Below are 17,217 nucleotides of genomic sequence, written 5' to 3'. Positions count from 1 at the left end.
GGTGGTCAAGTTAATCCGCGCTCAGACAAGTCGTCGACCCGGTGCAAATGCGCTAACCTGTGGAAATACCTGCGAACGCTATTACACCATAGAGGACGGACACCCGCGAATGCTGAAAATTAACCGCGAGAATCTTAAGTCCAGTCACCAGATCACCTGGCTGATTATCGATTTCCTGATGCTGGGACTGATCATCATCAACCTCGCGTTTATTATCTGGGATTCTGTCTATAACTTCATCGCTATCCAGAATGTGTTAAAAGAGCATCTCCCCGCCTTTCAGGCGGCCTACCACCCAATCCACGAAAACTTCATATTCTACGACGCCATGTTCGTTGCGGTGTTTCTGGCTGAGTTTTCCCTGCGCTGGGGCTATGCAATCAAGGCCAAAGTGTACGACCGCTGGTACTTTTATCCCTTCATCCACTGGTATGATCTGGTGGGTTGTATACCTGTAGGCAGCTTGCGGTTCCTGAGGATTTTGCGAATCGTGTCCATTGTGCACCGCCTGCATCAGCACAAGATCATTGATGTTACCAACACCGGAATTTATCGCTTCGTCAACTTCTACTACGAAGCTTTTATGGAAGAACTTTCTGACCGTATCGTCGGCAAGGTTCTGAGTGGTGTGCAACACGAAATTACTCTGGGCTCGCCGCTTTTTGAGAAGGTTCAAAACGATATTCTGTACCCGCGACGAGAGATGCTGTCTGGATGGATCTCCCAGCGGGTTGCCCAAGCTGCCAAGGAAGGTTATGTACCCAACCGCGGCGCACTCAGAAATTACCTTGAAGACCGGGTTGACCATGCGCTGAAACAGAACGTGGAACTGTCACGGCTCAAATACCTGCCGATAGTGGGCTCAACCATTCAGGAAACCCTTGAGGAAGCAGTGGGGGATATTGTAGCCAACGTTATCCAGCAAATTCTGGAAGACCTGGCCTCTTCTGCAAACCATGCGTTTATTGAAGATATAGTGAACGCCTTTATTCGCGGGCCAGGAGAAGCAGACAGCGTTGAGGAAAGAAACGAAGCGCTGATCGCGCTGATTGTCGAAATTATTGAAGCCATCAAAGGTCAGGTCAAAGTCAAACGCTGGCGAGAGCAGCTCCCTTAATATAATAAGAGAAGAAACATGGATCCATTGCATTATCAGCCAGCCCATGTGCTGCTTGCACAACTTGAAGCCGGCACCCTGAGCAGCGAAAAGCTGGTGACTGACCTACTCGCACAAATCCGCCAACACAACCCTTCAGTAAACGCCATTGTTACGCTCGACGAAGCTCGCGCGCTTGAGCAGGCGCGACAGTCCGACCAAAAGCGAGCGGCGGGCATGGAGGTTGGCCCATTGCATGGCCTGCCCATGACTGTGAAAGACACCTGGGAAGTAGCCGGGATGGTTTGCACCGCCGGCGCCAGCGCGCTGCGCGACCACAAGCCTGAGCACCATGCCGATGTGGTGCAACGCCTGGAAGAGGCTGGCGCTATTATTCTGGGCAAAACCAACGTGCCGGTTTATGCCACCGACCTGCAAAGCTACAACAAGCTGTTTGGCGTAACTAACAATCCGCATAACCCTGCCCACACTCCGGGCGGCTCCTCAGGTGGCGCGGCTGCAGCTCTTGCAGCGGGGATGACACCGCTGGAGGTGGGCAGCGATCTCGCGGGTTCAATTCGTATTCCAGCACACTTTTGCGGCGTATTCGGGCACAAGCCGTCGCGTACATTGGTGTCCTTTCGCGGGCACATTCCCGGGCCCCCAGGCACGCAATCGCAACCGGATCTGGCAGAAGGAGGCCCTCTCGCCCGGAATGCGAGGGATCTCGAACTGCTTTTGAAGGTTATTGCTGGCCCCAAGCCAGTTGATAGCCGGTGCTGGCAGCTGGAGATGATGCCCTCACGCCTGGAAACCCTGACGCAGGCGCGAGTCGGGCTATGGCTCGAAGACACCCTGTGCCCGGTAGAAAAGGAACTGACCGACGGCTACCGAACGTTAGGCAAACAGCTTGCCGACAAGGGGGCCCTTGTATCCGACGCCAGACACCCCCTTTTGAGCCTTGAGCACATACTACCCTCCTACTTCAATCTGCTGGGCAGCCTGCTAAGCACGTCGTTAAAACCTGCCCAGCGTCGCCAGTTAAAATGGATCGCCCGGCTGGAAAAGTGGCTTACCTTCTTTGGCCCCATGACACCCTTCATTGGCGAGTACGGCCGTGGCGCAAACCAGCCCGCCTACCAATGGATGGCCATGAGCGAAGCGCGGGAGAAAGTGCGAGCCGAGATTGAAGCCTTGTTTCAGGAAGTAGATGTGCTTCTAACGCCCATAACCCCTACGGCTGCTATCCGGCATGACCATTCCAACCCCGTGTTCAAACGTCGCATTACCGTTGCCGGACAACCCCGCGCTTACATGGATCAGTTTTGCTGGATTGCGTTCGCCACGCTTCTCGGTTTACCAGCCACGTCCGTTCCCATCGGGCGCACCAGAGAAGGGCTGCCGTTTAACGTTCAGGTGATCGGAGCGCCGGGCATGGACCTGACCACCATTGGCTTCGCACGCTTGCTTGAAGAGGCCGGGCTGGCAGGATTTGAGGTTCCGAACGGTTTTTAACTCCAACTAGCCAAGTAATATGCAACATTCTCATTGCGAGCCTCTGAATAATGCCACCGACTTCGGCCTTGCTATTCAGAGGTTCCTGCTCTTACTGCTTACTCGTTTTTTTCAATATACGATTGATAGACAGCAATTGACGCGTTCAAACTGTCTCGATACGCAGCGCCATATTGATTACCACCCGATTCCGCTTCACGGATAGCTGCGCTGTATTGCCGGAAACCTTGCTGAGCGAATGCCAATGCGGCTGGCACGCCATCCCGTCCTGCTACAAATGCAAGGCGCTCACACTCCCTGGCTTCTGAATCACTCATATCGCTCCTTTTACACAGCCCGGTTCATTTCAGTGGTTGGTGCAACATAGTCGGCGTGCGCTCTTGTTCCACAATACCAACTCTCACCAGAAAATCACCAAACCGTTCCTGGGCTTCCCGCTCCTGCTGATAGGCGCGGAACAGGGGGCGCAGTTCATCCAATATGGTCTCTGTATCAATGTTTTCGCGGTAAAGCCTGTTCATGCGCTGGCCGGAGAAATCCGCCCCCAGATAAAGGTTGTATTTGCCAGGCGCCTTCCCGGTCAATGCAATCTCCCCTAAATATGGCCGGGCGCAGCCGTTGGGGCAACCGGTAATTCTCAGGTTAATTGCATCGGGTTCCAGCCCCTCTTCCGCCATGGTTCTCTCAACCCGGGTTACAAATTCCGGCAGAAAGCGCTCGGATTCGGCCATCGCCAAGCCACAGGTTGGCAGAGCAACACAGGCCATCGAGTTCTGGCGCAAAGGCGAACTGCGGTGGCCGGCATCCAGCTGGTATTCCTCCACGATGGCCTCTACCGCCGCCCTATTCTCCGGCAATACATTGGCAATCACCAGATTCTGGTTACAGGTAATCCGGAAGCTGCCGTTGTGCACCTCCGCAATCTTTCGCAGCGCTGTTCGCAAAAGCCCGCTTTCAGTATCTGCCACCCGACCAGTCGGAATAAGCAACGTAAGGTGCTGATTGCCATCTTCGCCTTCAACCCAGCCAAACCGGTCGCCGTTGTGACTCAAGCTGAACGAGCGCGGTTTTTCAAGGGCCTGGCCGTGGTATTCCTCGAAGCGCTCCCGGAACCAATCCATGCCGTAGTCATCGATGGTGTATTTGAATCGAGCGTGAGCGCGATTGGTACGGTCACCGAAGTCTCGCTGGATGGCACAGATTGCTTCGCACGCATCCACAATCTGCTCTTTCGCAACATAGCCCGCCATTGTGGCCAGGCGCGGATAGGTGGCCGGATCACCATAGGTAAGCCCCATTCCACCGCCAACGACCACGTTGAAACCACGAATCTGGCCATCTTCAACAATAGCGATCAGGCCTATATCGTTGGCAAACACGTCGCAGTCGTTTTCCGGGGGAACCGCCAGCGCAATCTTGAACTTGCGAGGCAGATACTTGTACCCGTAAAACGGCTCCTCTTCCTCACCCAGTTTCTGGACGCACTCTTCCCCCAGCCAGATCTCGGCATAGGCTGCCGAGCGCCAGCGCAAACGCTCACTGATGGCCAGAGAGAGCTCATGAATTTCCCCGTGAAGCTGCGACTGATGAGGGTTCACATTGCTGATCACGTTACGATTCACATCGCCACAGGCTCCACGACTGTCCAGTCCCAAAGCGCGGATTTTCTGCATGAACGGCTGCATCTGCTCCTTGAACACGCCGTGGAACTGGAACGTCTGCCGGGTGGTCAGGCGCAAGGTGGAATCCGCGCACTCGTCGGCAATTTTATCCAGACCCAGCCACTGATTTGTGGTCAGAACACCCCCGGGCAAACGCAAACGCACCATAAACTGATACAACGGCTCAAGCTTCTGGCGCCGGCGTTCATCCCTCACTTCCCGGTGGTCCTGCTGGTAAGAACCGTGAAACTTGGTCAGCTTGGTGTCATCTTCCGGCAAGGCACCGGTGGTACGATCCGCCAGCCCTTCCAGAATGGTTCCACGCAGGTAGTTGCTTTCCCGCTTGATTACTTCGGCTTCAGGTAATTTTTCACTCATCAGTACACATCCCGCTGGTAACGTTTATCCCGGTTTAACTGGCGCAGGTAATCCTCAGCCTGCTCCGGATTCAGCCCACCCTGCTCACTGGCAATATCCAGCAATGCCTGGTGTACATCCGGGGCCATTTTTTCGGCATCGCCACACACATACAGGTTGGCACCGCGCTGCAGCCAGGCCCAGACCTCGGCGCTGTTCTCCTTCAGGCAATGTTGCACATAGCGCTTTTCTTCCTGATCCCGGGAGAAAGCCACATCCAGCCTTGTAAGCAGGCCATCACGTCGCCACTTGAGCCACTCCGATTGATAGAGAAAATCACTGCGGAACCGACGATCACCGAAGAACAGCCAGTTTTCGCCTTCCGCCTCCCGTTCTTCCCGCTCCTGCAGAAAGGCACGGAAGGGCGCTACGCCTGTGCCGGGGCCAATCATGATCACCGGTTTACTGTCATCCGGCAGCGCAAACTTCTTGTTGGGATCGATATAAACGCGTACCTGGTCACCTTCGTTCATCCGGTCAGATAACCAGGCAGAAGCCACACCCTCACGATCGCGGCCATAGCTGGAGTAGCGCACGGCGGCCACGGTGATATGTACTTCATCCTCCACAGCAGCCTGGCTGGAACTGATGGAATACAGCCTTGCGGGCAGTTTACGCAGCAGGTTCACCAGCTCCTGCGGTGTCAGCGAGGCGATGGGCCAGGCCTGAATCAGGTCAAGAAGATCCCGCCCTTCTGTCCAGGCCCGCAGCTCTGTGCTGTCTGCCACCAGCGCCTTTAGATCATCGTCATTCAGCAACTCTGCCCACTGTTTCATCAGCGGCGGAGTAAGCAGGGTAATCTCCCGGTAGAAAGCCAGCGCCTCCCGCAGCGGAATATCGCGCTCATCGGCAGAGACACGCTGCTCACCGTCAAAGCCCAGGGTATTCAGTAACTCGTTAACCAGGGCCGGGTTGTTTTCTGGGTATACACCCACTGCGTCACCGGGTTTATAGACCAGGCCGGAGTCTTCCAATGACAACTCGATGTGCCTCACCTCCTTATCGGAGCCTCGGCCACTGAGCAGTTGATTGGTGAGAATGACCGCCGAATAGGGATTCTTCCGGCTAAAGGCAGAGGTTGGCGCCAACTCTGCTGTTACTGAACTGGCAGCCGCAGGCAGGCTGGCGCCTGCTTCGCTGGCAATGGTTTCCAAAACCCGGTTGATCCAGCCTTCCGCCAGATCTTCATAATCCACATCGCAGTCCACCCGCTCGGCCAGGGCCGTTGCGCCTAACGCCGCAAGCTTGCGGTCAAAATCCTGACCGGTTTTGCAAAAATGCTCGTAACTGGAATCCCCCAGCGACAGAACGCTGTAGCGAAGCCTCTCCAGTTTCGGCGCCTTTTTGCCATGAAGGAACTCATACAAATCCAGCGCATTGTCCGGTGGATCGCCCTCTCCATGGGTAGACGCCAGCACCGCCAGGTACTGCTCGTTCTTCAGCTGCTTGGGCTTATAGCCCGCCATATCAACCAGCTTGGCGGAGATACCTTTATCCGAAGCGCGGGCCGCTAGCTGCTGCGCAAGCTCTTCTGCGTTACCGGTTTGCGACCCGAATAAAACCGTCAGCTCAGGAGCAGAAGGCGTCGACGCGCTTGCGGAAACAGCGGTTTGGGCCGTCGAACTCGCGGTTCCACCTGAGCACTTTCCGGCCAGAAAACCGGCCAGCCAGAAAAGCTGCCCTTCACTTATGCCGTCAAGAAGCTCTGCCAACCGTGCCTGCTGATCCGCAGAGAGAGGAGATGAGTTCAGATCTGTCGTCATGTTGGATGATCCGTGTGGGCTGTAAATAAATTACTGGTTTCCAGCCAAACCTGATGAAACCTCCCCGCACTCTATGAATCGCCAAATGAGTGACAAAATGAAATAGACAGGACAAATAAATCGATAATTCCGATATAAGAGCTAATTAACTGTTTTTTATATACATTAAAGATATTCCAAATGGCTCTAACCGAAATGATCTTAATCATTTCATAGAATATCGAATTGCTTTTAAGCTGATACCACTTTTCTTATGCCCAAGGAGCTTCGAGCAGGCTCCTTCAAGGAGTATCAGCAATGTCACAGAGTGCTTCATTACCCACCCACCAAGTGGTCGTTATCGGCGCCGGTGCTGCTGGCACCAGTGTTGCCGCATCGCTGCTAAGGCAACGCCCTGGCCTGGATATCGCCATCGTTGAGCCAAGCGACGTTCATTACTATCAACCAGCTCTCACACTTGTGGGTGGCGGCGCCTACTCTCTTGCCAAAACGGCTCGCCCTCAAGCACAAACCCTCCCGAAAGGCGCGCGCTGGATAAGAGCGGCCGCAAAGGCGCTTCAACCGGAGCAAAACCGGATTACGCTTGACGACGGACGCACCCTTGGCTACGACATTCTGGTCGTCACACCGGGCCTGAAGCTAAATTGGGATAAAGTAGAGGGTTTGCGGGAAACCTTGGGGCGCAATGGCGTATGCAGCAACTACGACCCGTCAGTGGCAGAATACACTTGGCAGTGCATCAAACAGTTCCGTGGTGGGAAAGCCTTTTTCACGCAACCTCCGGCCCCCATCAAATGCGCCGGTGCCCCCCAGAAAATTGCTTATCTAGCCGCAGACTACTTCCGAAAAAATCAGACAGCCGGGCAGAGTGAATTAAGGTTTTACGCTGCAGGCGGCGCGCTTTTCAGCGTACCGGATTTTGTTCCGCACCTGGAAAAAGTGGCTCGCAGGTACAACATCGGCCTTTTAATGAACCACAATCTGGTCGCTGTGAATGGTGACAGGAAAGAAGCGACATTCCGCTTCACCGATAGCGATGGAGAAAGCCGGGAAATAACCGAACGTTTCGACCTGCTTCATGTAACGCCACCCCAGTGCGCACCTGATTTCGTGAAAGCCAGCTCACTGGCGAACGCCGATGGTTGGGTAGATGTAGACCAGCACTCGCTGCAGCATGTGCGCTTCCCCAACGTGTTCAGCCTGGGTGACTGCAGTTCGTTGCCAACATCAAAAACAGCAGCTGCCGTTCGCAAGCAGTCGCCGGTAGCAGCTGCCAACATTCTGGCTCAGCTCGCCAGCGGTCAACTTCAGGCAAACTACGACGGCTACACCTCCTGCCCCATCGTGACAGGTTATGGGAAAGTTATGCTTGCAGAGTTCGTGTATGGCGGCAAAGTAACACCCACTCTGCCACTGAGTCCCTTCAAAGAATCTGCATTCTACTGGCAGGTAAAAAAGCGCGCCCTGCCCCCATTTTACTTCGATTACATGCTTAGAGGTCGAGAAGGTGACATCGCACACAAGGCGCTCTAGGTAACGTGGCATCTGGAAACCATTTTCTTGCAAACCGAACTCAAATACACGCTTAATGAAACTGGTTTCCGGAACGGCGAGCACCTGGCTATGGACTACATTACCTACCGCGACAAGCTGCAGCACCAGTTTCCAGAGCCAGTACTGGCATTTGAACCCGATGAATACGAAGCACGGCTCGCTTCCGTTCGACAGGGAATGGCCGTAGCAGGGCTAGACCTGCTGCTACTGACCGACGCCGGAGAGCTGTGCTACCTCACCGGATACACCACCTTCGAGGTTTCCGTTCAGTGCGTGCTTCTTGTGGCGCTAGACCGAACCGCACTGTTCGTCCCTGCCATTGAAATCGGTCCTGCTGTGTATCTGAGCCGGGTCGACACAGTTATCGGCTATCCGTGGCAGGCGCCCGAGGCAGTAGCCTGCGAACTGGCTGCTCAGGTGCGCGCCACAGCCGGCACTTCCACGCCGCGAGTAGGTTTCAACCCTTGGTCAGGCTCCTTTCGGCCGGGGCTTCTTTTAGCACTCAAAAGTGAACTCTGCGCTGCCACGTTTATCGATTTCGGCGCACTGATTGATCGTGTTCGTTTGGTTAAATCTCCTTCCGAACTGACTTATCTTGCCGAAAGCGCCGCCATCACCGGAGCCGGTCTGGATGCAGCAGCGGCCGTCATACAAGAAGGGGCAATTGACCATGAAATCGCTCAGGCTGGCGCCAGGTCCATGCTAGGCGCCGGAAGCGAATTCATGAGCATGCAGCCGATCGTAACGACTGGCATGCGCAGCGGCATCATTCATACAAACCATGCGGGTTACGCGGTTGCACAGGGTGATGTGGTATTCACAGAATTCGGTGCCGTACGCAAGCGCTATACTGCTCCGATGATGCGCACCGCCATAGTCGGCGAAGCTTCGGCCGAAATTCGTGAGTTCCATGGAGTGTGCCTTGCAGTTCTCGAAGCAGTGATGACCGCAGCCCGTGCCGGTTCAAGCTTCGCATCAGCAGCACGCGCGGGTGAAGCTGAACTTGCGCCCATTGTAGATCGCGCCTTCTTCTCCGGCGTGTTCGGCTATCCCGTCGGCGCGGCCTTCCCTCCTTCCTGGGTGGCTGGCTCGATGTTCATCGCCACTGACAACGAAGCAATTCTGGAAGAGGATATGGTATTCCACTTGCCGATCTGCCTGCGCAAACCAGGTGAATTTGGTATTGGCTTCAGTGAAACGGTAAGGATCACAGCGACAGGAGCGGAACGAATTACTGCGAACACACTTTCTCTTAAGGAAATACTTTTGTAAGTATTCTTTTAGAAGGAAGAAAATAGAAGATCAGAAACGAAAAAAGGCAGATCAGTAAAATACTGATCTGCCTTTCTTTTATATGGTAGCGGGGGCAGGATTCGAACCTACGACCTTCGGGTTATGAGCCCGACGAGCTACCAGACTGCTCCACCCCGCATCAAACTGGTTGGTGGTCTCTCGATCACCGTGGCGCGCATACTACGTAGCCGAAGCCTGTCTGTCAAAGACTATTCCGACTTTCACGCAACTTATCGCTCCAGAATGGCTGTTACGCCTTGACCACCGGCTGCACAAATCGAAATTAGCCCCCGGCCACTGCCTTTCTCTTCCAGAATCTTTGCGAGCGTAGCCACAATGCGCCCACCCGTGGCGGCAAATGGGTGGCCAGTGGCAAGGCTGCTGCCCTTCACGTTCAGTTTGGCGCGGTCAATGCTGCCCAAAGGCTTGTCGAGGCCTAGCTTGTCTTTGCAAAACGCTGGATCTTCCCACGCCTTAAGGGTTGAAAGAACCTGAGCGGCAAAGGCTTCGTGAATTTCATAAAAGTCGAAATCCTGCAGCGTAATGCCTGCTTTTTCGAGAAGCCGGGGCACAGCGTAGGCTGGAGCCATCAACAGGCCTTCTTTTTTGTCTACAAAATCAACCGCTGCCACCTCCGAAAAAGTCAGCCAGGCCTTTACTTCAAAATTGTTGGCTTTCGCCCACTCTTCACTGGCCAAAAGTACGCAGGAAGCGCCGTCAGTTAAAGCCGTGCTGTTCGCAGCGGTCAGGGTGCCTTTCTCGCGATCGAATGCCGGCTTGAGAGTTGCCAGCTTTTCCAGCGTGGTGTCCGGGCGCAGGATGTTATCTCTCTCAAGACCCGCCAGTGGCGTCATCAAATCTTCAAAGAAACCTTCCTCATAAGCCTTAAGCAGCTTCTGGTGACTCTCCCACGCCAACAAATCCTGCTCATCCCTTGGGATTGACCATTCATGAGCCGTAACCTGGGCGTGGGCACCCATGGACATGCCTGTGCGAGGCTCGCCATTTTGCGGGATATCCGGCTTCAGGTGGCTGGGGCGTATGCGGCTGAGAATCTTCAACCGGTCGCCGTTAGTCTTGGCACGGTTCAGGTCCAGCAGAATTTCCCGCAGGCCTTCACTTACGCCAATGGGCGCATCAGAGGTTGTATCGGTACCACCTGCAATTCCACACTCAATTTGGCCAAGAGCAATCTTGTTAGCCACCAGAATGGCCGATTCCAAACCTGTGCCACAGGCTTGTTGAATATCGTAGGCCGGAGTTTCCGGTGCAAGACCGCAGCTAAGCGTTGCTTCCCGAGTGAGGTTGAAATCCCGGGAGTGCTTCATCACGGCCCCTGCTACAACCTCACCAAGTCGCTTGCCCTGGAGGTCGAAACGATCCACCAAACCGCGCAAGGCCGATGTTAATAACTCCTGATTGCTGATCTTGCTGTAAGCGGTATTGGAGCGAGCAAAAGGAACCCGGTTGCCACCAAGAACAGCAACGCGTCGAACGCCACTTGCGCCCTTTTCTGCTGCTTTTGTAGCTGCAGGTTTCTTCTGGTTGGACTTCTGAGCCTGTGCCATGATGCTATCCTTTCGTTAATTTAGTTCCAGAGTAAGAGGGCATGAAGAAGGCTCCTTCTTCGTGCCCCTACACTCAAGATAAGCAGTATAGGAACGCCAGTTTAGCGCTAACTACAGCCGTCTCATTGGCAGGCATGACAATGCCGCACAAGCGTTGAGTCAATCACATGGCTGGCGGATTCATTACTCTGTGCATCAACATGCTCCACACATCTCATCAACGCAAGGACGAACCCATGTCTGACATCTATCTTAAACTCGTAAACACCCCGGTAGGCAAAACAGCCGCACAAACCCTTGGCCTGCCATCACCCGTGCCGCTGAAGCGCCTCAAACGCGCAGATCAGCCGTTTATTGAAGGTGATGTGCTGGTTGGTGCGGGCAACGGCGGCAAAGCCATAGCGGTGGTTGGCGGCGTGCTTGGCGCCAGCGCGGCAACACTGCACCATGCCAGCGGCAAAGAATCGCTGGAAGATTCATCCAAAGCCGGGAATAAAGCAAAGGCGCTGGATTTGGCTTCAGATAACGCAACAAAGTTTTCAGCGCTGGTATTCGACGCCACAGGCCTGAAAGGCCCTGATGATCTTCGCGCTCTTTACGACTTTTTCCATCCCACCATCAAAAAGCTCGGAGCCAATGCACGAGTAGTGATCATAGGCCAAGACCCGACAACTTGCCGCAAAGCCCCTCAAGCCGCAGCGCAGCAAGCTCTGGAGGGCTTCACTCGCGCCGTAGGTAAAGAAATCGGCAAAAAAGGTGCGACTGCCAACTTACTCTGGATTGCACCCAATGCCGAGAAGCAACTGGAATCCAGCCTGCGCTTCTTTTTGTCTGTAAGGTCTGCATATGTTTCCGGCCAAGTCGTTCGTATTGGCAAAACCACCGATGCACCAACCACAAACCCGGTGGCGCCTCTCACCGGAAAAATTGCACTGGTAACCGGCGCGTCACGGGGCATTGGTGCTTCCATTGCAGAAACCCTTTCCAGGGATGGCGCCACGGTGATCGGGCTGGACATTGAGCCCGCCATGGAAGAGCTCGAAAAAGTAACCAACGCCATCAAGGGCAAGGCACTGGCCTGCGACATCACGGCGACAGATGCGCCAGCAAAAATCGCAGACTTTATCGAAAAGCACTTTGGCGGTGTAGATCTGGTTATTCACAACGCCGGCATCACCCGCGACAAAACCCTGGGAAATATGCCTGAACACTTCTGGGATATGACCATTGCCGTTAACCTGACGGCTGAAGAGCATATTAATGACGAGCTCATGGGCCGCGATCTGCTCAAAGAAAATGGCCGCATTGTTTGCATCTCATCTATCAGCGGCATTGCTGGCAACTTCGGGCAGACCAACTATTCAGCTGCGAAATCCGGCGTGATTGGTTATGTGGAAGCTATGGCCAAGCAGGTAAAGAACGGGGTCACCATCAACGTAGTCGCTCCTGGCTTCATTGAAACACAGATGACAGCAGCCATGCCCATGACCCTGCGCGAAGCCGGTCGACGCATGAGCAGCCTGTCTCAGGGCGGCCAGCCTGTTGACGTAGCAGAAACCATTGCCTGGTACTGCAGTCCTGCATCCGGTGGGGTAAACGGGAACGTTGTACGAGTGTGCGGCCAATCACTGATCGGGAAGTAAAAAAAAGGGCAAGTCCGATGGACTTGCCCTTTTTAGTATCTGGTGGGTGGTACTGGGATCGAACCAGTGACCCTCGCCTTGTAAGGGCGATGCTCTCCCAGCTGAGCTAACCACCCAGAAAGAGTGGCGGAGCGGACGGGACTCGAACCCGCGACCCCCGGCGTGACAGGCCGGTATTCTAACCAACTGAACTACCGCTCCGCATTGATCCGGCATTAAGCCTGAATCGTGTACCGAACTCAAGAGCCCGATACTTGCCTTGAAAGAAAGTGGTGGGTGGTACTGGGATCGAACCAGTGACCCTCGCCTTGTAAGGGCGATGCTCTCCCAGCTGAGCTAACCACCCACTTCAGTCACCTTTCAAAGGCACTCACTTGAATTTGCTGATATTGCCTGCGAACAGACTCTATTGCTCAACCAAGTGAGAGGCGCATTTTAAGCATTTGTTCGGCGGTGTCAAATCTTTTTCCGGAAACCCTAGAAAAACCACCAACCGCTGGAGTTTTCCTCTTTACGGCGCTTGCGCTCCTCCTCCAGTTGGGCGTACTCCTGCTCCAACTGCGCAATTTTCTGATCCGACTCCAATGGAACCGATGGTGTACCACCAAAAGGCCAGTACCAGGGCGCTGGCTCATACAACCCTTCACGCTCCAACCGCTCCAACTCCAGTTCACGCTCTTCTTCCAAAAGCGCTATGCGCCGCTCGTAGTCGGCATCTTCATTGTCTTCCACAATAGATGCAGCCGCATGGTTCGGTGCCAGCAAATCGCTATTCAGGAAGCGGGTCGAGATTATTTCCCCTTCCTGCATCGCGTATTCCCGGGTAACCAACTGAAGATCACCCTGAGCAAGCGGATGCTCCGGATCCAGCCCTGGGTGAGCCTGCGAGGGCTCAGACAGCTCGTTGTACCGTAAATAATAGATACCGCCCGGCTCTACGGTAAACGTGGCATCCGCAATCAGGCTAAGACTGAACGAGTTTAACCCCTCAAGTCCCAATAGCGGCCTGCGCATGGCAACATGGCGCTCGCCGGGGCTGACTACCAGCCAGGTATAACTGTCGTTTCGGATATTGAAATAATGTGAGTCATCAATGTAAACACTGGGCGCCTCAATTTCATCGTCGGCCCATTCAGAGTGAGTACGATAAAAATACAGTACGGCGTGCTTGCGATCCCAGTCATCGTTATCGATATGCACGAAATCATGGCCAGAGACCGGGTGCAAAAACGACCCGGTGCTTTTCCCAATCGACTGGTAAATAGTGCACCCGGATACAGACAGCATTGATGCAACCAAAAGCACACGGAGGGAAAACGTACGCAGATTGAATGACTCAAGAAAAGACACAGGGGTTTTCATTTTTGTTAACTCTTCATCCTTTGGTGAGTTGCCAGATCATAGCAACTGCCACTCGGTATAAATGAGAGGTACCGCAAGAGATGGATAACAAAATGTTACGAAACCGGGCGCCCACGGCCAGTGCGACGCCACTCTGATAAACCCCCGACCAGTTACTGCCCGGAGACCTGGCTACGAAGCTGATTCACCTCTTGTGACAGCCGCACAAGCCTTGACGTAAGCTGAGCGCGGGAAGAATCAATTGCCTGAATGTCTCTCTTGATCGCCGCCAGTTCATTCCTGAGTGCCTGCTCACTTTCTTTACCCGAAACGCCTGCGAGCTTCTTCTCGATAGCAGACAAACGCCCCTCGATGCCGCTGATCCCAAGCTTCTGCTCCTGCTCAAAGCGCCGCACCCTTCGCTCAATCACCTGATCAACATCCGCTAACTGCTTGCTCAACGTCGTCAACTGCTCTGCTGCCTGCCGATTTTCAGCTTCCAACGCCGCCACGGATGTTTCTGTTTGCTTCGTTAACGCGGCCACATCGGCACCCAGCGACACTCGAACCTTCTCAACCGTAGAAGCCGTATCAGCCAATAACTTCTTGTTCTCCGTAAGCCTCGTTTCTGCCGCTGCAATACGGTTCTGGTGCTCCTCCAGCTGCTTTTTGTTTCGCTCGTTTGCGATAACCCAAAGCTTCCGTATCTCACTATCCGCTGCGTCCAACTGCTTATTCTGGGCCTCCAGCTTCTCAGCCAAAGACGCGCCGCTCTCTGCCAGAGTCTCTCCAGTCTCTGAAAGATCCCCCTCAAACCGCGCCAACGCCAACTTACTCTGCCGCGCCCAGTAGTCCGCCTCTTCCAACTGCGCCTCCAAAACCTGAAGACGCTGATTTTGGGAATACCACCCCGCCACTGACGCAACCGCTACCGCAATCACCAGCAACCACAAAACAGCCAACCCAGACCGACCGCTACCGCCGCCATCACTCGCGCTTTTGGCCTGCGTCGGTGGCTTTGGATTCCCCCCTGCGCTTTTGCTTCCACTCTTACCAACACTCTCGCCTGAAGATTTCGGCTTCTTCTGGGCAGGCGCTTTTTTTTCCGGCGTGCCGATAGGTCGTTCGGCTCTGAGCTCATCGTCATCTGGACGGATGGGTTCCATTACTACTCCTGGGTATGGGTGGCTCAATTAACTGCCATCGATAATACATGCAGTTGTTGATTGGTTGAAATGACGAAGCGTTCAGACACCTACGAATCTCTGGCAGGCACGACTAATGTAGGGTGCGGCAGTGGGGGCTCTTCCCCGGGAATGTCGAAGGCCAAGGACGGCCGAAGACAAGCGCACATGGATGTGCTCGTAGCGGTTCCCGGGGAAGAGCCCCCGCTGCCGCGCTCCACCGAAAAAACAGCCCAAAGACCTTCCTTGCATGGCAGATAGTCAAAACATACAATGTCCGGCTTTCCAATTATCACAGGACAGTTGCGTATGCAGCCGCTTGTAGGACTTATCATGGGCTCCAAATCCGACTGGCCCACCATGGAACACGCCGCCAACATGCTCAAAAAACTCGGCGTGGCCTATGAAACCAAGGTCGTCTCAGCCCACCGCACCCCGGATCTGCTTTTCGACTACGCCAAAAGCGCCTCCGACCGCGGCCTGAAAGTCATCATTGCGGGCGCCGGCGGCGCAGCTCACCTGCCCGGCATGGTCGCATCGCAGACTTCCTTACCTGTACTAGGCGTGCCCGTACAGTCCAAAGCACTCAGCGGCCTCGACTCCCTACTCTCCATCGTGCAAATGCCAGGCGGCATTGCCGTAGGCACCCTGGCTATCGGCAACGCCGGTGCCACCAATGCCGGCCTACTGGCTGCACAGATCATTGGCACCTTTGATGCGAATGTGAGAAAAGCTGTAGACGAATTCCGGACAACACAAACCCAAACGATTCTAGATAATCCCGATCCAGAACAGCAGTGAATCCACTGACCAGCTTAGACTGAGCGGGTAGGGCGAGGCTTCCCAAAACTGTGCGGAGCCATGGATGGCGGAGCCAAGCGTACACGGACGTATTCACAGCGTGTTTTGGGAAGCCTCGCCCCACCCGCGCTAACCACCCAGAGTACAGTGCCCCAACAGCGGCAGGAGAATACAAATGAGAATTGGTGTACTAGGCGCCGGTCAACTGGGAAGAATGCTCGCCCTCGCCGGATACCCGCTGGCCAAAACCTTTGTTTTCTATGACATGTCCGGCAGCCCCAGCGCTGGCTTGGGTGAGGTCATCATTGATCGCGAAGGTAAATACCTGGATGACTTCCTCTCCCGGGTTGACCGCGTCACCTACGAATTTGAACATCTCCCGGTAGAGGTTGCAGAAAAACTGGCAAAAGAAAAGCCAGTCCACCCCTGCCCCCGCGCTCTGCAAGTGTGCCAGAACCGCGAGGCCGAAAAGACACTGTTCGGCGAACTTGGCATCCCGACACCCCAGTGGAAAATTGCCGACAGCGCCGAATCGTTGAAGGCCGCTGCGGAAAGCCTGGGCTGCCCGGTGGTCGCGAAATCCAATACAGAAGGCTACGACGGCAAAGGCCAGGCGGTACTGAAAACGCCTGAAGACGCAGAAGCCGCCTGGGAAAGCATTGGGCATCCGCGGCTGATGGTCGAGAAATTTGTCGAGTTCAGCCGCGAAGTATCTATCATCGCTGTACGTGGTGAGGATGGCCAACTGGCCTTTTATCCGATCTCAGAAAACGTTCACCACGAAGGGATTTTACGCTACGCCATCGCCCCCGCACCAAAACTGGAAAAACACGTTCAGGAAGATGCCGAGCGGTATATAAAGGCTCTGCTGAACGAGCTGGGATACGTAGGTGTACTTACGCTAGAACTGTTTGAAACGGCCAACGGGCTGGTGGCCAATGAGATGGCCCCACGAGTTCATAACTCCGGGCACTGGACCATTGAAGGCGCGATGACCAGCCAGTTCGAGAACCACATTCGGGCCGTCAGCGGGCACCCTTTAGGCAGCGTGGAACCCCGCGGTTTGAGCTGCATGATTAACATCATCGGAGAGCACGGGGATGTTGAACGCCTGCTGGAACTGCCTTACGCTCATGTACACCTTTACAACAAAGGCGAGCGGCCCGGGCGCAAACTAGGCCACATCAATGTTCTTGCAGACAGTTACGCAGAACTGGTTTGGCGGGTTAGAAACTGCGTACAGTTTCTTCCAGGCAGCCCCGAATTCAGTAGCTCGCTTAGCAGCAACCGTAAAGGATGATTCGCCTTGGGGGTTGATATCGCTCAAATCGACCCTATATTAGGTCAGTGACATTCACCATAACAGAGAGACTAGGGAGAA

General features: G+C 54.6%; 13 protein-coding genes and 4 tRNA genes. 7 read left to right on the top strand and 10 right to left on the bottom strand.

Annotated elements, in window-relative coordinates:
• The first annotated feature begins 109 nt into the window (after positions 1-109).
• Both AADB16_RS08490 and AADB16_RS08485 read left to right on the top strand, forming a co-directional pair.
• Positions 110-1,117, top strand: coding sequence for a hypothetical protein (locus AADB16_RS08490; RefSeq protein ID WP_410802653.1), 1,008 nt, complete (start codon positions 110-112; stop codon positions 1,115-1,117).
• Positions 1,118-1,135: 18 nt separating this feature from the next.
• Entirely contained in the window at positions 1,136-2,611 is a 1,476-nt protein-coding gene (locus tag AADB16_RS08485) for an amidase (protein ID WP_410802651.1), read from the top strand.
• Positions 2,612-2,709: 98 nt separating this feature from the next.
• Here AADB16_RS08485 and AADB16_RS08480 read toward each other — a convergent pair whose 3' ends face one another.
• From AADB16_RS08480 to AADB16_RS08470, 3 genes are read right to left on the bottom strand one after another with little or no spacing between them, the layout of a single operon-like run.
• Positions 2,710-2,928: a hypothetical protein gene (locus AADB16_RS08480; protein WP_410802649.1), complete on the bottom strand. Its 219-nt coding sequence runs from the start codon at positions 2,926-2,928 to the stop codon at positions 2,710-2,712.
• Positions 2,929-2,952: 24 nt separating this feature from the next.
• Positions 2,953-4,650, bottom strand: a complete 1,698-nt coding sequence (locus tag AADB16_RS08475; protein WP_410802647.1) for an NADPH-dependent assimilatory sulfite reductase hemoprotein subunit — start codon at positions 4,648-4,650, stop codon at positions 2,953-2,955.
• The gene (locus AADB16_RS08470) at positions 4,650-6,452 is read right to left on the bottom strand and encodes an assimilatory sulfite reductase (NADPH) flavoprotein subunit (RefSeq protein ID WP_410802645.1); all 1,803 of its coding nucleotides are present in this window, start codon (positions 6,450-6,452) and stop codon (positions 4,650-4,652) included. Before AADB16_RS08470 ends, AADB16_RS08475 begins: the two co-directional genes overlap by 1 nt.
• A 297-nt stretch (positions 6,453-6,749) precedes the next feature.
• Between AADB16_RS08470 and AADB16_RS08465 the strand changes: the two genes are divergently transcribed.
• Both AADB16_RS08465 and AADB16_RS08460 read left to right on the top strand, forming a co-directional pair.
• Positions 6,750-7,985, top strand: coding sequence for an FAD/NAD(P)-binding oxidoreductase (locus AADB16_RS08465; RefSeq protein ID WP_410802643.1), 1,236 nt, complete (start codon positions 6,750-6,752; stop codon positions 7,983-7,985).
• A gap of 27 nt (positions 7,986-8,012) precedes the next feature.
• The gene (locus AADB16_RS08460) at positions 8,013-9,278 is read left to right on the top strand and encodes a M24 family metallopeptidase (RefSeq protein WP_410802641.1); all 1,266 of its coding nucleotides are present in this window, start codon (positions 8,013-8,015) and stop codon (positions 9,276-9,278) included.
• An 83-nt stretch (positions 9,279-9,361) separates the two neighbouring features.
• On the opposite strand, the gene AADB16_RS08455 is transcribed toward AADB16_RS08460, so the two are convergent.
• Both AADB16_RS08455 and AADB16_RS08450 read right to left on the bottom strand, forming a co-directional pair.
• Positions 9,362-9,438: transfer RNA gene (locus AADB16_RS08455), tRNA-Met, on the bottom strand.
• 91 nt (positions 9,439-9,529) lie between these two features.
• On the bottom strand, positions 9,530-10,867 hold the full coding sequence (locus tag AADB16_RS08450) for an acetyl-CoA C-acetyltransferase (protein WP_410802639.1): 1,338 nt from the start codon (positions 10,865-10,867) through the stop codon (positions 9,530-9,532).
• A 236-nt stretch (positions 10,868-11,103) separates the two neighbouring features.
• Between AADB16_RS08450 and AADB16_RS08445 the strand changes: the two genes are divergently transcribed.
• Complete coding sequence (locus AADB16_RS08445; RefSeq protein WP_410802637.1) at positions 11,104-12,510, top strand: 3-oxoacyl-ACP reductase; 1,407 nt, start codon at positions 11,104-11,106, stop codon at positions 12,508-12,510.
• Positions 12,511-12,550: 40 nt separating this feature from the next.
• Here AADB16_RS08445 and AADB16_RS08440 read toward each other — a convergent pair.
• The 5 genes from AADB16_RS08440 to AADB16_RS08420 all read right to left on the bottom strand — a co-directional run bounded on the left by AADB16_RS08440 (position 12,551) and on the right by AADB16_RS08420 (position 15,017).
• Positions 12,551-12,626, bottom strand: a tRNA-Val gene (locus tag AADB16_RS08440).
• An 8-nt stretch (positions 12,627-12,634) separates the two neighbouring features.
• A tRNA-Asp gene (locus AADB16_RS08435) sits at positions 12,635-12,711 on the bottom strand.
• A 69-nt stretch (positions 12,712-12,780) separates the two neighbouring features.
• Positions 12,781-12,856: transfer RNA gene (locus AADB16_RS08430), tRNA-Val, on the bottom strand.
• Positions 12,857-12,987: 131 nt separating this feature from the next.
• Entirely contained in the window at positions 12,988-13,872 is an 885-nt protein-coding gene (locus AADB16_RS08425; protein WP_410802635.1) for a DUF2846 domain-containing protein, read from the bottom strand.
• 152 nt (positions 13,873-14,024) lie between these two features.
• Positions 14,025-15,017: a hypothetical protein gene (locus tag AADB16_RS08420; protein WP_410802633.1), complete on the bottom strand. Its 993-nt coding sequence runs from the start codon at positions 15,015-15,017 to the stop codon at positions 14,025-14,027.
• Between the two features lie 327 nt (positions 15,018-15,344).
• Between AADB16_RS08420 and purE the strand changes: the two genes are divergently transcribed.
• Both purE and AADB16_RS08410 read left to right on the top strand, forming a co-directional pair.
• Positions 15,345-15,836 carry a 5-(carboxyamino)imidazole ribonucleotide mutase gene (purE, locus tag AADB16_RS08415; RefSeq protein ID WP_309046050.1) on the top strand — a complete coding sequence of 164 codons (492 nt, stop codon included), beginning with the start codon at positions 15,345-15,347 and terminating at the stop codon, positions 15,834-15,836.
• Between the two features lie 175 nt (positions 15,837-16,011).
• Positions 16,012-17,136, top strand: a complete 1,125-nt coding sequence (locus AADB16_RS08410) for a 5-(carboxyamino)imidazole ribonucleotide synthase (protein WP_309045345.1) — start codon at positions 16,012-16,014, stop codon at positions 17,134-17,136.
• The last annotated feature ends 81 nt before the right edge of the window (positions 17,137-17,217 follow it).

The sequence above is a fragment of the Marinobacter sp. KMM 10035 genome (assembly GCF_046537445.1).
GTDB lineage: Bacteria > Pseudomonadota > Gammaproteobacteria > Pseudomonadales > Oleiphilaceae > Marinobacter > Marinobacter sediminicola.
The sequence above is the reverse complement of the archived record's forward strand: the minus strand, read 5'-3'. Positions and strand labels throughout refer to the sequence as shown.

Coding starts and splice junctions, on each gene's coding strand:
- AADB16_RS08470 (WP_410802645.1), bottom strand. CDS start 6,452: ATGACGACAGATCTGAACTCATCTCCTCTCTCTGCGGATCAGCAGGCA.
- AADB16_RS08445 (WP_410802637.1), top strand. CDS start 11,104: ATGTCTGACATCTATCTTAAACTCGTAAACACCCCGGTAGGCAAAACA.
- AADB16_RS08480 (WP_410802649.1), bottom strand. CDS start 2,928: ATGAGTGATTCAGAAGCCAGGGAGTGTGAGCGCCTTGCATTTGTAGCA.
- purE (WP_309046050.1), top strand. CDS start 15,345: ATGCAGCCGCTTGTAGGACTTATCATGGGCTCCAAATCCGACTGGCCC.
- AADB16_RS08425 (WP_410802635.1), bottom strand. CDS start 13,872: ATGAAAACCCCTGTGTCTTTTCTTGAGTCATTCAATCTGCGTACGTTT.
- AADB16_RS08485 (WP_410802651.1), top strand. CDS start 1,136: ATGGATCCATTGCATTATCAGCCAGCCCATGTGCTGCTTGCACAACTT.
- AADB16_RS08490 (WP_410802653.1), top strand. CDS start 110: ATGCTGAAAATTAACCGCGAGAATCTTAAGTCCAGTCACCAGATCACC.
- AADB16_RS08410 (WP_309045345.1), top strand. CDS start 16,012: ATGAGAATTGGTGTACTAGGCGCCGGTCAACTGGGAAGAATGCTCGCC.
- AADB16_RS08450 (WP_410802639.1), bottom strand. CDS start 10,867: ATGGCACAGGCTCAGAAGTCCAACCAGAAGAAACCTGCAGCTACAAAA.
- AADB16_RS08465 (WP_410802643.1), top strand. CDS start 6,750: ATGTCACAGAGTGCTTCATTACCCACCCACCAAGTGGTCGTTATCGGC.
- AADB16_RS08420 (WP_410802633.1), bottom strand. CDS start 15,017: ATGGAACCCATCCGTCCAGATGACGATGAGCTCAGAGCCGAACGACCT.
- AADB16_RS08475 (WP_410802647.1), bottom strand. CDS start 4,650: ATGAGTGAAAAATTACCTGAAGCCGAAGTAATCAAGCGGGAAAGCAAC.